General features: G+C 61.6%; 12 protein-coding genes, 1 tRNA gene and 2 pseudogenes. 8 read left to right on the top strand and 7 right to left on the bottom strand.

Features of this window, described 5'->3' with window-relative positions:
• Positions 1 to 37 precede the first annotated feature (37 nt).
• Positions 38 to 364 carry a DUF2790 domain-containing protein gene (locus tag QZ497_RS21615; RefSeq protein ID WP_295479499.1) on the top strand — a complete coding sequence of 109 codons (327 nt, stop codon included), beginning with the start codon at positions 38 to 40 and terminating at the stop codon, positions 362 to 364.
• 57 nt (positions 365 to 421) lie between these two features.
• On the opposite strand, the gene QZ497_RS21610 is transcribed toward QZ497_RS21615, so the two are convergent.
• Entirely contained in the window at positions 422 to 2,047 is a 1,626-nt protein-coding gene (locus QZ497_RS21610; protein ID WP_295479496.1) for an NADP-dependent glyceraldehyde-3-phosphate dehydrogenase, read from the bottom strand.
• A gap of 159 nt (positions 2,048 to 2,206) precedes the next feature.
• Between QZ497_RS21610 and QZ497_RS21605 the strand changes: the two genes are divergently transcribed.
• From QZ497_RS21605 to QZ497_RS21595, 3 genes and pseudogenes are all read left to right on the top strand, one after another.
• Positions 2,207 to 2,282, top strand: a tRNA-Asn gene (locus tag QZ497_RS21605).
• A gap of 196 nt (positions 2,283 to 2,478) precedes the next feature.
• Positions 2,479 to 2,658: pseudogene (locus tag QZ497_RS21600) on the top strand (ParA family protein); the annotation flags it as partial.
• A gap of 136 nt (positions 2,659 to 2,794) precedes the next feature.
• On the top strand, positions 2,795 to 3,271 hold the full coding sequence (locus QZ497_RS21595; protein WP_295479493.1) for a hypothetical protein: 477 nt from the start codon (positions 2,795 to 2,797) through the stop codon (positions 3,269 to 3,271).
• Positions 3,272 to 3,452: 181 nt separating this feature from the next.
• On the opposite strand, the gene QZ497_RS21590 is transcribed toward QZ497_RS21595, so the two are convergent.
• Complete coding sequence (locus QZ497_RS21590; RefSeq protein ID WP_295479490.1) at positions 3,453 to 3,893, bottom strand: hypothetical protein; 441 nt, start codon at positions 3,891 to 3,893, stop codon at positions 3,453 to 3,455.
• Positions 3,894 to 4,143: 250 nt separating this feature from the next.
• Here QZ497_RS21590 and QZ497_RS21585 point away from each other — a divergent pair, with 250 nt between their 5' ends.
• On the top strand, positions 4,144 to 5,757 hold the full coding sequence (locus QZ497_RS21585) for a methyl-accepting chemotaxis protein (RefSeq protein WP_295479487.1): 1,614 nt from the start codon (positions 4,144 to 4,146) through the stop codon (positions 5,755 to 5,757).
• Positions 5,758 to 5,844: 87 nt separating this feature from the next.
• Here the strand turns inward: QZ497_RS21585 and QZ497_RS21580 are convergent, their stop codons facing one another.
• On the bottom strand, positions 5,845 to 7,698 hold the full coding sequence (locus QZ497_RS21580; protein ID WP_295479485.1) for an ABC transporter ATP-binding protein: 1,854 nt from the start codon (positions 7,696 to 7,698) through the stop codon (positions 5,845 to 5,847).
• Between the two features lie 496 nt (positions 7,699 to 8,194).
• On the opposite strand from QZ497_RS21580, the gene QZ497_RS21575 reads away from it, so the two are divergent.
• Positions 8,195 to 8,446, top strand: coding sequence for a DUF1161 domain-containing protein (locus QZ497_RS21575; protein ID WP_295479482.1), 252 nt, complete (start codon positions 8,195 to 8,197; stop codon positions 8,444 to 8,446).
• 51 nt (positions 8,447 to 8,497) lie between these two features.
• On the opposite strand, the gene mrdA is transcribed toward QZ497_RS21575, so the two are convergent.
• The 3 genes from mrdA to QZ497_RS21560 all read right to left on the bottom strand — a co-directional run bounded on the left by mrdA (position 8,498) and on the right by QZ497_RS21560 (position 12,257).
• On the bottom strand, positions 8,498 to 10,390 hold the full coding sequence (gene mrdA / locus QZ497_RS21570; RefSeq protein ID WP_295479480.1) for a penicillin-binding protein 2: 1,893 nt from the start codon (positions 10,388 to 10,390) through the stop codon (positions 8,498 to 8,500).
• A gap of 281 nt (positions 10,391 to 10,671) precedes the next feature.
• The gene (locus tag QZ497_RS21565) at positions 10,672 to 11,220 is read right to left on the bottom strand and encodes a cytochrome b/b6 domain-containing protein (RefSeq protein ID WP_295479476.1); all 549 of its coding nucleotides are present in this window, start codon (positions 11,218 to 11,220) and stop codon (positions 10,672 to 10,674) included.
• Positions 11,220 to 12,257, bottom strand: a complete 1,038-nt coding sequence (locus QZ497_RS21560; protein ID WP_295479474.1) for a catalase family peroxidase — start codon at positions 12,255 to 12,257, stop codon at positions 11,220 to 11,222. Before QZ497_RS21560 ends, QZ497_RS21565 begins: the two co-directional genes overlap by 1 nt.
• Before the next feature lie 159 nt (positions 12,258 to 12,416).
• On the opposite strand from QZ497_RS21560, the gene QZ497_RS21555 reads away from it, so the two are divergent.
• On the top strand, positions 12,417 to 12,926 hold the full coding sequence (locus QZ497_RS21555; RefSeq protein WP_295479471.1) for a sigma-70 family RNA polymerase sigma factor: 510 nt from the start codon (positions 12,417 to 12,419) through the stop codon (positions 12,924 to 12,926).
• Positions 12,923 to 13,669, top strand: a complete 747-nt coding sequence (locus tag QZ497_RS21550; protein ID WP_295479468.1) for an anti-sigma factor — start codon at positions 12,923 to 12,925, stop codon at positions 13,667 to 13,669. The genes QZ497_RS21555 and QZ497_RS21550 overlap by 4 nt, the downstream gene beginning before the upstream one ends.
• A 163-nt stretch (positions 13,670 to 13,832) precedes the next feature.
• On the opposite strand, the pseudogene QZ497_RS21545 reads toward QZ497_RS21550, so the two are convergent.
• Positions 13,833 to 13,928: pseudogene (locus QZ497_RS21545) on the bottom strand (IS110 family transposase); the annotation flags it as partial.

Genomic DNA, 13,928 nt, shown 5'->3' with positions numbered 1-13,928 from the left:
TGGTTAAGCTGGCTCCATCTTTTGAAGGAGAACCCCAATGAAAACCCTCAAGACCCTCGCCGCCATCCTCGTCTTCGGCCTGCCCCTGGCCGCCCAGGCCAACAGCCCTGAGCACGTCCGCCCGCAGGGCCCCCAAGACTGGCGCGGCACCGTCGAGCATTTCGCCGAGCAGAGCGGTCGGCCCGCACCGGCGATCACCGAATACCGTTATGGCATGCCGCTGGACGTCGCCAAGATGCATTTCCAGAGCCCACTGGACAAGAGCTGCCAGGCGGTGCCGCGGCTGATGGTCTACGAGAACAGCCAGGGTGACCTGCAAGCCATGCGCTACCAGGTCATGAGCGGTTGCCGCTCTAACCAGTGAGTCAGGACGTCGCGCCGGGCGGCCACCGCAAGGCAGCGGCTGTCCGGCGTACAGCATCTAGAAGATGTAATCGGTGGTCAGGAAACTCGAGTCGCGATTGCGGATGATGTCACTGACCAGCGTCTTGTTGCTGTCCTGGAAGCGCGTGGCGACCAGGGTGCGGATGGAGAACACGCGCAAGGCGTCATGCACGGACAAGGTTCCCTCGGCAGAGTTCTTGCGGCCATTGAAGGGATACTGGTCCGGCCCGCGCTGGCACTGCGCGTTGATGTTGATCCGCCCGACCTGGTTGGCGAAGGCGTCCACCAGGCGCCCGACCTCGGCCGGATCGTTGCCGAACAGGCTCAGTTGCTGGCCGTAGTCGGAGTCGAGCACATAGTCGATCACCGTCTGCAGGTCGTTGTAGGCCACCACCGGCACTACCGGGCCGAACTGTTCCTCGTGGTACACGCGCATCGCCGGGGTCACCGGGTAGAGCAGGGCAGGGTAGAAGAAGCTCTGCAACACCTCGCCGCCGCCTTCGTTCACCACCTGCGCACCCTTGTCCACGGCATCGGCCACCAGGCCCTGCAGGTAGTCGGTCTTGCCCGGTTCCGGCAGCGGTGTCAGCGCCACGCCCGGCTCCCACGGCATGCCCGGCTTGAGCTGCGCCAGCCTGGCCTGGAATTTCTCCAGGAACGGCTGCACCACGTCTTCATGCACAAAGAGGATCTTCAGCGCCGTGCAGCGCTGGCCATTGAACGACAGCGCGCCGGTGATCGACTCGTTCACCGCGTTGTCCAGGTCGACGTCCTTGAGCACGATTCCGGGGTTCTTGGCATCCAGGCCCAAGGCGGCGCGCAGACGGTGCGGGCGCGGGTGCAGCTTCTTCAGGTCGCTGGCGGCCTTGTTGGTGCCGATGAAGGCGAACACATCGATCTTGCCCGTGGCCATCAGCGCACTGACCGTTTCGCGGCCACGCCCGTAGATCACGTTGATGACCCCGGCCGGAAAGCTGTCGCGGAACGCCTCCAGCAATGGGCGAATCAGCAGTACACCGAACTTGGCCGGCTTGAACACCACGGTGTTGCCCATGATCAGTGCCGGTATCAGGGTGGTGAAGGTCTCGTTCAGCGGGTAGTTGTACGGGCCCATGCACAGCGTCACACCCAGCGGCACCCGGCGGATCTGCCCCAGCACGTCCTGCTCCAGCTCGAAGCGGCTGGAGCGGCGGTCCAGTTCCTTGAGGGCATTGATGGTGTCGACGATGTAGTCGCAGGTGCGGTCGAACTCCTTCTCCGAGTCCTTGAGGTTCTTGCCGATCTCCCACATCAGCAGGCGCACCACGGGCTCGCGCTGCTCGCGCATGCGCTTGAGGAACTGCTCGACATGGCGGATGCGCTCGGCCACGCGCATGGTCGGCCAGGCGCCCTGGCCACGATCATAGGCGCGCACGGCGGCGTCCAGCGCGGTCATGGCGGTGTCGGCATCCATCAGCGGCGTGCTGCCGAGGATCACCGGTTGCAACGCCTCACCCTCACGCAGACACACCGGGCTGCGCACCGGCGCCAGAGGCCCTGACCAGCTTTCCAGAATGCCATCGACCAGGTACTCGCGCTGCTCGATGGCCGGCCCCGGCTGCCAGGTCTGCGGAATCTGCTCAAGGGTGGGGAACAGCGTTTCAAGACGACTGGCCTGCGGCATGACGATCACCTCGCTCGATGGGTGAAAAGGGAAGAGCCCCACACACTACGCCTGCCCAACCCGGCAAAGAACCCCGAATTTGCGAACAGACTGATTTTTATCAACTTTTTTCATCTCGGTGCTTGACGTTAATCTTCAACGCGGTATGATGGCGCCAATTCCGCGATAGCTCAGTTGGTAGAGCAAGTGACTGTTAATCACTGGGTCCCTGGTTCGAGTCCAGGTCGTGGAGCCAGAATTTTGTAATAGGAATCAAGGTCTTACGCAGCTCACGCTGAGAGATCGCACCAGTGATGACGCAGATGTCACTGGCACGCGATACCAGTGATAAGCACGTAAGACCTTTTTTCGTTTCCTGTTACAAAAAGCTCGGATTGCCGCTTCGGGTGTGCCCATGCCGTCTCTAATCAATCGATCTAGAGGCGTGCACCATGAACATCGCATCCATCGTTTCCACCAAGGGCGGCCCCGGCAAGACCACGGTCACCGCCAACCTGGGCGCGTTCTGCGCCGATGCCCAACTCCGAACCCTGCTCATCGACCTCGACACCCAGCCGTCGCTGTCGTCGTTCTATCGCCTGGAGCACGAAGCCCCTGGCGGTATCTTCGATTTCTTCCCAGGCACCCTCGGATCAGGTCGCACCATTCATCGGTGGTTGCGGTCGTAAGCCATGCGGGGTGGGATATCCAGTCCAGTGGCATAAATGGGGGTTGGGCCTGTCAGGTTGAATCTTGAAAGGTGTTGTGATGGAAAGTGCAGATGCCAGTCGTTTCAAGTCGCTCGATGACCGTAGCAAGATCGAATTTTTAGCCCATTTCGATGGCGCTTTGAAACTTGAATTTGCGAATTTCCTGGCAGATCTTGCCAGCGATCCTGACCAGGACGAGCTTCTCAGAATCGAGGCGATGAAGGTCATTGGTTTGTACAAAGGCGCGTATGACTGCAGCGAGATACAAAAGAAAATCTTATCCATCGCTCTGTGTGAACGTGAGGATGATGAGGTAAGAGTGCATGCCTTAAACTCGCTGGCTTTCCTGGATGTCGGTGCTGTTGAGGTCAACGCATCCAGGGAGCTGGTCAAGAGCGATGAATATATTTTGATCAAGGCGGCTGCTTTTTCACTGATCGCTCAGCACAAGCATTTGCTGGTCGCTCGAGAAGCATTGCAAGCTATTCAGGGCGACAAGGAGTTTGGCAAGGCTGCGGTGAGGGAGTTGGGTTGATTCTTTATACAAGTGGCTGATTGATGCTCGAACATTTCTTTCGAGGCATTCCGACCAATTCAGCACTGGCCCTTATCTGCACTGATCAGCCATACACAGAACCTCGCGTGAAGGGCAGGGGGCCGGAGCGCTGCCGAGATGCACAATGCGCCGCCCGATCAATGGAAGTAGGCAGGTATCTTTACAGGCAACCCCACAGGTAAAGCGATTTACCACTTTCCATCGCCTGCTTGGCCAGACTCTGTAAATCGTTCAGCACCGGTACGAGGTCTTCGGGTTCGCAGCTGAGTTCTTCGGTTGCGGACCACAGCACTGATGCCTTGCTCACCGCGACTTCATTCGCGTGCGCCAGGACTTCCGTCAGTTCATTGGGAAACCGGTACAGCCAGGACTCACCGTCATCCCCCAGGAAGATGTCCTCAGGCATGTGTCTTTCGTCGTCCCATTCCTGCTCTTCCAGGATTGCCCAGAGTGTGCTGATTTCAAGATCGGTAAAGCTCTTGTACTGGACAGGCTTCAGTAGCGCTTCAATTTCTTCACCGCCATCGAGTTTTTCGATTCGAGCGGCGTAGCGCAACGCATCGGCTTCACTCGCCACGAAAAAATCTGCAAGTACTCCCACGGTCGTTCTCCTTGGTACGTAACCTTTGGTCTAAGGGGAGGGCGCGAGCTTGGCATGCTACCCATAACCTCATTCGCCCCTTGGAGGGACAAGGTCCACTCGCTGGGGTTCAGGTGGTAGGCGGTCGATCTCCTTACTCGGTCAGTACATGTACGTTTCGGTCATGAACTAACCTCCTCAAGTTCCTTCATGCCGCGTCGATACCTTGGCAACAAAAATGCGTATCAAGCGCAGGTATGAGGAGTTCGCTGTGAAGCTTTCCAATCGTCTAATAATAATGGTGGCCTGTGCCGTTTTCGGTCTGATACTGATTGCAGGGCTGTCGCTCAGGACCCTGCACTCATCGATGCAGGACGACAAGCGCAGCGAAATTCATACCGTGCTCAGCCTGGCTGCGCAGCAAGTGGCCTATTACCAGGCACAGGAACAAAGCGGCAAGTTGAATCGGGCCCAAGCTCAGGCCGCCGCCATTGAGGCGCTGTCGGCGTTGCGGGTGGGCAAGAAAGTCTATCTCTGGGCGCGGAGTATAGAGGGCGTAGGTCTGGTGCATCCGAACAAGGACGTGATCGGTAAAGTAGACTTCGGAGCGCTGTTAGCGAACGGCAAAACCAACTTTCAGAACTATATCGATACACTGGCAACTACGCAGTTTGCCTATTTCGATGACATTGCCAAGAACCCCGACACCGACAAGATGGCGCCCAAGATCAATGGTGTTACCAAGATCGAGGGTTGGAACTGGCTGGTTGGTTTCGGGGTGTATACCAGCGATATTGAAGACGCCTATTGGCAACTGGCATTCAATTTTCTCGGCATTGGCCTGGTGTTGATCATTGTCGTTGTGGTGGTGGCCTGGCGGATTTCGAAAAGTATCTATAGCAATCTCGGCGGTGAGCCGAGCTACGCGGCACAGGTTTTGTCGACCATTGCCAACGGTGACCTCAGCCAGAGCGTCGTTCACTCTGCTGGCCAAGGCAGTTTGTTGGCCAGCGTGGCACAAATGCAGGGCAATTTGCGCGAGATGATCATTTCTATCCAGTCTGGCGCAGAAAAGCTGGGCGAAGCGTCCGTTGGCCTCACCGGGCAGATGAGCACGCTGGATTCGGTTGCTCAGCAAACCTCGGATGCGACCACTGCCACGGCGGCAGCGATCGAAGAAATGTCTGTGACGATTGAGCACATTTCCTACAGCGCCGGTGAGACGGAGAAAAACTCGGCCAACTCCTCGACCTTGGCGGCCGAGGGTGAAGGCCTGGTGAACGATGCCGCCTCGGCTATCCAGCAGGTGTCGGTGCAAGTGGAGGATGCTTCCAGGTTGATCGCCGGGCTGGTCAAACGTACCCACGAAATTGACGGGATCACCGGGGTCATCAAGAACATCGCCAGCCAGACCAACCTGCTGGCGCTCAACGCGGCGATTGAAGCGGCACGCGCTGGTGAGCAAGGCCGAGGCTTTGCGGTGGTTGCCGACGAGGTGCGCAGCCTGGCACAGCGCACCTCGGTGGCGACCGAGGAAATTACCGCAATGATCGGTTCCATCCAGGCCGATACCGGCTCCGTCGTGACCGGTATGGGGGCGGTCATGCCGCAGGTTGTCACAGGAGTGGGGCTTGCGGAAAAAGCCGCCAAGGCGCTGCAAACCATCAATCATGAAGCGTCTGCCACACTGGTGCAGGTGCGCGAGGTGGCGGCTTCGACGAGCGAGCAAAGCCAGGCGAGCGCCAGTGTCGCCGAGAATATCGAGCGTATCTCCAACATGGTCGAGGCCACCGCAGACTCCGTAGCCAGTGCCAACAGAAACGTAAAGTCGCTTGAAGTGCTGGCGGCGGGGCTGCGCACGTCGGTGTCAAGGTTCAGGTTGTAAGGCAGTCACGACGCAAGGGCCGCCCAGCCCCCAACCGAAACGGGCTGCCGGCCCGCACAGACGATGTCTGCGCGGGCCGACGCCTTTCTATTCCACCTCTTCCAGCACCCCCTGGTCCTCTCCCAGGAATCCGCCACTCTGGTGCTGCCAAAGCCGCGCATAAACGCCGTTCTTCGCCAGCAGTTCAGCGTGGGTGCCCTGTTCGATGATGCGTCCTTCGTCCATCACGATCAGCCGATCCATGGCGGCGATGGTCGAGAGGCGGTGGGCGATGGCGATGACGGTCTTGCCGACCATCATTTCATCGAGGCTTTCCTGAATCGCCACTTCCACTTCCGAATCCAGGGCGCTGGTGGCTTCGTCGAGCAGCAGGATCGGGGCGTTCTTGAGCATCACGCGGGCGATGGCGATGCGCTGGCGCTGGCCACCGGAGAGCTTGATGCCACGTTCGCCGACCAGTGTGTCGTAGCCGCTGTGGCCCTGCTTGTCGCTCAGTTGGCGGATGAAGCCGTCGGCCTGAGCGTTGATGGCCGCGCGCTGGATCTGCTCGTCGGTGGCGTCCGGGCGACCATAGGCGATGTTGTCGCGGATGGTGCGATGCAGCAGCGAGGTGTCCTGGGTGACCATGCCGATGGCGCTGCGCAGGCTGTCCTGGGTCACCTGGGCGATGTTCTGCCCGTCGATGCGAATCTCGCCGCTGTCGACATCGTAGAAGCGCAGCAGCAGATTGATCAGCGTCGATTTGCCGGCCCCGGAACGGCCCACCAGGCCGACTTTCTCGCCCGCTCGGATGTTCAGGGTCAAGCCATCGAGCACCTGGCGTTCGCCGTTGTAGTTGAAGCTCACCTTGTCGAAGCTCACCGCGCCGCCGGTGGTCACCAGCTCGCCGGCATTGGGCGCGTCCTGGACCTTGGGGCCGCGGGTCAGGGTTTCCATGCCGTCCTGCACGGTGCCGATGCTCTCGAACAGCGAGGTCATCTGCCACATGATCCAGTGCGACATGCCGTTGATGCGCAAGGCCATGGCAGTGATCGCCGCTACCGCGCCGGCACCGACCTCGCCCAGGTGCCATAGCCACAGGGCATAGCCACCGGCAGCCATGATCAAGGCGACGACCAGAGCCTGGTTGACGATCTCGAACTGGCTGACCAGGCGCATCTGGCGAAAGCCGGTCTGTTTGAAGTCTTCCATCGCCGCACGGGCAAAGTGCGCCTCGCGCTTGGAGTGCGAGAACAACTTCACGGTGGTGATGTTGGTGTAGGCGTCGGATACCCGGCCGGTCATTGACGAGCGTGCATGCGCCTGTTCCTGGCCGACTTTACCCAGGCGCGGTACGAAGTACAGCATGGCCAGGCCGAACAGGGCGATCCAGGCCATGAACGGCAGCATCAGTTTCAGGGCGAAACCACCGGCCAGGGCGATGATGGCAATGAAATACACGCCGATGCCGGGAATGATCTCGATGAGGGTGAACAGCACTTCACGCACCCCCAGGGCCGTTTGCATGACCTTGGTGGTGACCCGCCCGGAGAACTCGTCGGAAAAGAACGACAGGCTCTGGCGCAGCATCAGCCGGTGAAAGTCCCAGCGCAGTCGCAGTGGCAGGTTGATAGCCAGCACCTGGTGCTGGACCATGGTTCGCAGTGCCACCAGGCCAATGCTGACCACCAGCACGATACCGATGCCCCAGAGAACCTGGCGTTCCTCGCCGCTCACGGCACCGCCGGCCTGCCAGGTCGAGAGCAGGTCGACCACTTGACCGAGAAAGGCGAACAGCCAAGCTTCGTAGATCGATACCGCTGCGCTGAGTAGCGCAAACAGCAGGATGTAGCCGCGGGCGCCCCGGGTACAGGCCCAAAGAAAACGCACCAGACCCATCGGCGGGGGCGGCGTCTCGTCAGGCGGGAAGGGGTCGAGCCAGCGTTCGAACATGCGCAGCATTGTGGTCTCCAATTGATCCGTCAGGGAGATTGTGTCACCGACTTAGAGCTTTGAGTGAGTTAGGTGTCATTGGGCGGTAAAACGTTCCACGCCTCGGGCGCCATGCGAGCCCCGGAGGATTGCTTCTGGCACAGCTGTGCCGAGCCCTGCAAAGTTGCGCTTATTCGGTAGCTGACAACAGCCGGATTGCCCAGCCGCAATGAGCGCTAGAGGTAAACGGCGAAGCCTGTGGCTTGAATTGAGCCCAACACTGTTTGGTCAGACCGTTGGAGCTTGCTCGCGATGGCTGCGCCATGTTCACAGCAGATACAGCGGCGTGGCCCGCTTTTCGCGAGCAAGCTCCAACGAAAGCCGAGAAGCGCTTAATCGAGCTGTATTGGACGTGACCCCCTTGCGCTGCAAGCCACCGCACCCAAGCGCAGCGGTGGGTACAACTGTCTGCCCCGGCTGCTGTCCGAGAGTAGAGTGGGCTAACGACAGGTGCAGGATGATCGGTATGAAAGGATGTACGGCAGTGCTGCTGGCGCTGGGTGTGCTGAGCAGCAATGCCTGGGCCACGCCCAAGTCGTGCGAAGAGCTCAAGAAGGAGGTCGAGTTGAAGATTCAGGCTGCCGGGGTGTCCAGCTATACGCTGGAAATCGTACCCAGCGACCAGAAAGTCGACGCCAGGGTGATCGGCACCTGTGATGGGGGTAGCCGCAAGCTGGTCTACCAGCGTACCGACCTGATTGGCTCGCAGATAATGTAAAGGTGCTGTGAGGGCGACCTCGACGACCAAGCCGTCGGAAATGGCTGCCCCTCAGGTATGCGGAACCGGTGCGGCGGGGGAGGCTCCGGCATACTCGCCCTTGAGGTGACCGTCCTTGTCCAGCAGGTAGCTGTCCATCACTTCGCGCACCACCGGCCCGGCCACGCGGCCGCCGGCTTCGCCGTTTTCGATCATCACCGCCACCACCACCTTCGGATGGTCGGCGGGGGCAAAACCGACGAACAATGCGTTGTCGCGATTGCGCTCCAGGGTCTTGTCGCGGTTGTAGCGTTCGCCTTGCTTGATCGCCACCACCTGCGCCGTACCGCTCTTGCCGGCAATCCGATACTGCGCTCCGGCAGCGGCGGCACGGGCGATGCCGCGAGGGTCATGCATGACCATCTGCATGCCCTGGTTGACCTGGTCCCAGGCGCGTTTGTCGTGCAGCACGATGTCAGGCATCGGGTGTTCATCCACCGGTGGCTGGCCGCCGACGCTCAGCGCCAGGTGCGGTCTGTGCCATACGCCCTTGCTGGCCACCAGGCTGGTCGCTTGGGCCAGTTGCAGCGGTGTCACCTGCATGTAGCCCTGGCCGATGCCGAGAATCAGGGTTTCGCCGGGGTACCAGGCCTGACGGCGGGTGGCACGTTTCCAGTCCTGGGATGGCATCAAGCCAGGGGCTTCCTCGGACATGTCCAGCGAGACTTTCTGGCCCAGGCCGAATTCGGTCAGGTAGTCATGCAGGCGATCGATGCCCAGTTTGTGCGCAACGTCGTAGAAGTAGGTGTCGTTGGAACGCATGATGGCAGTGTACATGTCCACCCAGCCGTCGCCGCTGCGGTTCCAGTTGCGGTACTTGTGGTCATAGTTGGGCAGTTCGTAGTAGCCGGCATCGAACACTCGGCTGGACGGGGTGATGACGCCGCTGTCGAGGCCGGCCAACGCCACCTCGGGCTTGACCGTCGAGCCCGGCGCGTACAGGCCGCGCAGCACCCGGTTGAACAGCGGCCGGTCGATCGAGTCGCGCAGCTCGGCGTATTGCTTGAAGCTGATGCCCTTGACGAACAGGTTGGGGTCGAAGGCCGGGTTGCTGACCATCGCCAGCACGTCGCCGTTCGCAGGGTCCAGCACCACCACCGCGCCGCGTCGTTCTCCCAGGGCTTTTTCCGCCGCCAGTTGCAAGTGGGCGTCCAGGCTGAGATGGATATCTTCGCCTGGCACCGGGTCGTGGCGGTTCAGCACCCGCATGACCCGACCCTGGGCGTTGGTCTCGACCTCTTCATAGCCTACGTGGCCGTGCAGCTGCTTTTCATAGAAGTGCTCGATACCGGTCTTGCCCACCGACTGCGTACCCCGGTACTCAGTCGCGTCGAGGAACTTGGTTTCTCGTTCGTTGATCCGCCCGACATAGCCCACCGAATGGGCGAAATGTTCACCCAAGGGGTATTCGCGGATGAACTGCGCCTCGACATCCAGCCCGGGCAGGCGGAACTGGTTTACCGCGAGCAGGGCGATCTGTTCTTCGTTGAGGTCGAACATGAGGGTGACCGGCTCGAATGGCTTTCGCGCCCGGCGCAGGTCCTTGTCGAACTGTTGGCGATCTTCCTGCGACAGCGCCAGGACGTCGACCAGGCTGTCGAGCACCTTGGCTGCGTCACCTGCGCGTTCACGGGTCATGGTCAGGTTGAAGCTGGGCGTGTTTTCTGCCAGCAGCACGCCATTGCGGTCGTAGATCAGGCCGCGCTCTGGAGGAATCGGCAGCACATGTACGCGATTGTTTTCCGACACCGCCGTCTGCTGGTCATGTTGCAAGACCTGCAGCACATACAAGCGGCCGACCAATATGGCGGCCAGGCTGAGCACCAGCAAGGCGCAGGCCTTGACGCGTCCGTTGACCAGGCTGCGTTCTTGTTCGTGCTCCTTCAGGCGAAGAGGTTGTGGCATGGCGGGTACTGATCACTGTAAAAATGGATTTCTTTCCTGCAGGGCGCACAGCAGAGCCCGACAGCACGACGAGGATGATGGATGCCCGGTGGCATGTGCGGGGCCTGGCTGGCAGGGGCCAATCGAGGAAAATGCGGGTTTTGCGCGGGTCAGGCCCGCCGTCTGAGCGGCGCTATTTTAGTCGTGATCAAGTGCCTCCGGGCCTTCATGAACAATTGTTCATGAAGGCCCGGTCCATATTCCGCGTCGCCCGCAGGAAGCAGGGCCACAGGGGGAGCGCTTTAGTGCGGGTCATCAGGTAACGCCATGCCCGTCATGCTGGGCAGTACCGCGTCGCGGCGGATCAACCCGTGGTACAGCGCGGCGGCCAGGTGCAGCAGGATCGTCAGCAGCAGCGCATAGGCAACCCAGGTATGGGCGCTGCGCAGTATCGCGTGCAGTTGCACCGAGGGCGACACCAGCGCGGGCAGTTCGAGACCGCCCCAGAGTACCACCGGGTAGCCGCCGGCCGACTGCATGCTCCAGCCCAGCAGGGGCTGGGCGAGCAGCAGGGCATAGAGCGCCAGGTGCGAGAGGTGCGCGGCGCCACGTTGCCAGCCGGGCATGTCGCGGGGCAGTGCTGGAATGCGCTGCGTCAGGCGTATTGCGATACGCAGCAGGACCATCACCAGCAACGCCGCCCCCAGTGTCTTGTGAATGACCACCAGCGTTGCGTAGTGCGGGGCAACGCTGGCGACCATGCCCAGGCCGACCAGCAGCATGGCCAGAACCAGGGGAGCCATCAGCCAGTGGAAGACGCGCATGACCAACGGGAAATGAGTCGGCTTCATCAGTGGTTCTCCTGGGCCTGTTCACGGGTACGGCGGTTGAAGGATTCCGAGTAGGCCGCCGAACGTGCGCTGAGCAGCGGGTCGTCAGAGGCTCGGATGCCATCGGGAAGAATCAGCGGGTCGTAGTTGATGTCGCGGCAGTCGCCCCCAATCTCGGGTTGCATGCGCTCGATCACCAGTTCACCGGCGTCCAGCTGGGTGCGCTCTTTGGGCCACGCCTGGGTAGCATCGACGGTGCTGTCGCCCGGCTCACCCAGGGTGAATCGCAAGCGCCAGCTCAGCGGGCCCTGGGCCAGGCGCTGAGCGAGTTCATCGGCGAGGAAATTGGCGTCGCCACGCTTGTCGGCCGCCAGCGGCTCGTAGGGCGCGACGGGTTGCACCGACCAGCGCACAGGATGCTGCTGCCCCTTGCCATCTACCAGATAGAACGCGTTGAGGCTGTAGTAGGCGCCATTGGCATAGCTGGAGGAGGGCGTGGAAGATTTAGCCCAGTCGCGGAAGGCCTGGGTCTCCGGGTGCGCCTTGAAGAAGGCCGCCGCTTTTTCCGGGTCGGGCTTGCCGGTGTCGGGTTGCGGGGCCGTGGCTTTCTGCAGCTCATAGAAGCTGACCACGTCACGGACCACGAACACCGGCATCGCGTTCATCGCGGTGCGCCATTCCTGGCCCTCGGCGGGCTGGAAGCGCAGCGCCAGGCTGCGGATCGGTGCGGCGCCGTCGCTGGCCGCCGGGTTGCCACCGGGAATCGCCAGACGGCCCACGACCGGAACGCGGCCCGGGGCGAACAGTGCAGCCCGTGACAACTCGGCGGCCGCGCCATTGCTTTCGAAGTGCCCGATCACGCACAGCCCCTTGGCATGGTTGCGTCGGTAACCGGGGTGTACGCCGCCGTTGGCTTCCAGGGTATTGATGATCTTGGCCGGCGTCAGCCGTTGCGGGTCGAGCCAGCCACCCGCGTAGGCGAACGCGGCGGCCGTGCCCAGCACCACGGCGGCGATGGCGGCCAGGCGCAGGGGAATGTTGGTTGTAGTACCTGTCATTTACGCTTCCTTGGGCTTAGGCTGAATGCATCGAAGCGGTACGACGCACCATGAAGGCGGTTATTCCCGTAGAAAGCGAAGAAATTTTTTCGCCAGGGTCGGGAATAGATCGGCACCCGATTCGTCTTTACCGCTCGACCCACCACTGCCGGCGTTGCGATGCACACACTGGATGACCAATCACTGCGCGACCTGTTGCCCCGGTTACGGCGCTTCGCCCTGTCGCTGACCCGCAGCACCAGCAGCGCCGACGACCTGGTCCAGGCCACGCTGGAAAAGGCGCTGTCGGCCTGGAGCGAGCGCCGCGCCGAAGGCGACCTGCGCGCCTGGCTGTTCTCGATCCTTTACCGCCACTTCATCGATGGCCAGCGCCGCGCGCGGCGCTACGCGCGGATCCTCAGCCTGTTCGGCGCAGACAACCTGGCGAGCGCATCGCCCGAAGAAATCGTCAGCGCCCGTTCGACCCTGGAAGCCTTCGAGCGCCTGCCCGCCGAACAGCGAGCGCTACTGGAGCTGGTCAGCGTCGAAGGGCTGAGTTATCGCGAAGTCGCCCAGGCGCTGGATATTCCCATGGGTACGGTCATGTCCCGGCTGTCGCGCGCCCGCCAGGCGCTGCGCAGCCTGAGCGAGGGACAGGCCACGACACCCTCATTACGGGTACTGAAATGAAAGAACGCATTCCCCACGAAGATGAGCTGCACGCCTATCTCGACGGCCAGCTTGAACCTGCACACCGCCAGTGGCTGGAAGCCTGGCTGGCGGCTCATCCCGAAGATGCCCGGCGTGTGCAGGGTTGGCGACAGGATGCCCAGCAGCTGCGTGCGGCTTTCGCCGGCCAGGGTGGTGGGCCGCTGCCTGAGCGACTCGACCCGTCAAGCATTCGCCGCGGCCTTCGGCAGCGTTGGCAGGCACGGCTGGCCACCGCAGCGGCCCTGCTCGTGGCACTGGGTGTCGGCGGCTTGGGCGGCTGGCAGATGCGCGGTGATAGCGTGGCACGGCACAGCCTGCCGATGCAGGATGCGGTACAGGCATATCGGTTGTTCGCCGGCGCCGACCAGAACGTCCTCGACCTGCACGAGGGGGGCGAACTGCGCAACTGGCTGGCGCGCTACCTGAAAGATGCCACGCCGCCGCCGGCCATGGATCGCGTCGGCCTGAAGACGGTCGGTGCGCGTCTGCTGGCCACCGAGCAAGGCGCGGCGGCGCTGGTGATCTACGAGGATGGCCAGGGCCGCCGCCTGACCTTCTTTATCCGCCCACCGGGCTCGCACAACGAGCTGCTGCCGCCGGGGCAGCGTACCGAAGGCGACCTGCTGACACGCTACTGGAGCCACGGCGGCTACAACTACGCGGTGGTCAGCCGCAGTGATGACCCGTTGGCTGAAAGGGTGGGGAAAATGGTGGGGTTTTAGGCTGAAATTCACTGCATCTGTTGTGAACGGGCGGTCGCTTCGCGGCTGAAGCCGCTCCCACCGGGCCACATGTAGCTTAAGCGAACAGTACTGGTTTCAGGCTCAACACAGGTCAGTCAGGCGCTCTGAGGCTGTGGGAGATTCTATGGTTTTAGGGAAGCCTTCAAACCATCTTCGTTTGGTATTCGCTCTGGTTTTTCAACAGAGCGAACGCCACTCGGGCAAGCTTGCGAGCCAGCATGACTAAGGCTTCGGTCGA

The organism is uncultured Pseudomonas sp. (genome assembly GCF_913777995.1).
Lineage (GTDB): Bacteria > Pseudomonadota > Gammaproteobacteria > Pseudomonadales > Pseudomonadaceae > Aquipseudomonas.
This window is presented reverse-complemented; position numbering and strand designations above follow the sequence as displayed.

What these genes read in the sequence shown, in the direction of transcription:
- QZ497_RS21615 (WP_295479499.1), top strand. Translation starts at nt 38, where the DNA reads ATGAAAACCCTCAAGACCCTCGCCGCCATCCTCGTCTTCGGCCTGCCC.
- QZ497_RS21610 (WP_295479496.1), bottom strand. Translation starts at nt 2,047, where the DNA reads ATGCCGCAGGCCAGTCGTCTTGAAACGCTGTTCCCCACCCTTGAGCAG.
- QZ497_RS21595 (WP_295479493.1), top strand. Translation starts at nt 2,795, where the DNA reads ATGGAAAGTGCAGATGCCAGTCGTTTCAAGTCGCTCGATGACCGTAGC.
- QZ497_RS21580 (WP_295479485.1), bottom strand. Translation starts at nt 7,698, where the DNA reads ATGCTGCGCATGTTCGAACGCTGGCTCGACCCCTTCCCGCCTGACGAG.
- QZ497_RS21575 (WP_295479482.1), top strand. Translation starts at nt 8,195, where the DNA reads ATGAAAGGATGTACGGCAGTGCTGCTGGCGCTGGGTGTGCTGAGCAGC.
- mrdA (WP_295479480.1), bottom strand. Translation starts at nt 10,390, where the DNA reads ATGCCACAACCTCTTCGCCTGAAGGAGCACGAACAAGAACGCAGCCTG.
- QZ497_RS21565 (WP_295479476.1), bottom strand. Translation starts at nt 11,220, where the DNA reads ATGAAGCCGACTCATTTCCCGTTGGTCATGCGCGTCTTCCACTGGCTG.
- QZ497_RS21560 (WP_295479474.1), bottom strand. Translation starts at nt 12,257, where the DNA reads ATGACAGGTACTACAACCAACATTCCCCTGCGCCTGGCCGCCATCGCC.
- QZ497_RS21555 (WP_295479471.1), top strand. Translation starts at nt 12,417, where the DNA reads ATGCACACACTGGATGACCAATCACTGCGCGACCTGTTGCCCCGGTTA.
- QZ497_RS21550 (WP_295479468.1), top strand. Translation starts at nt 12,923, where the DNA reads ATGAAAGAACGCATTCCCCACGAAGATGAGCTGCACGCCTATCTCGAC.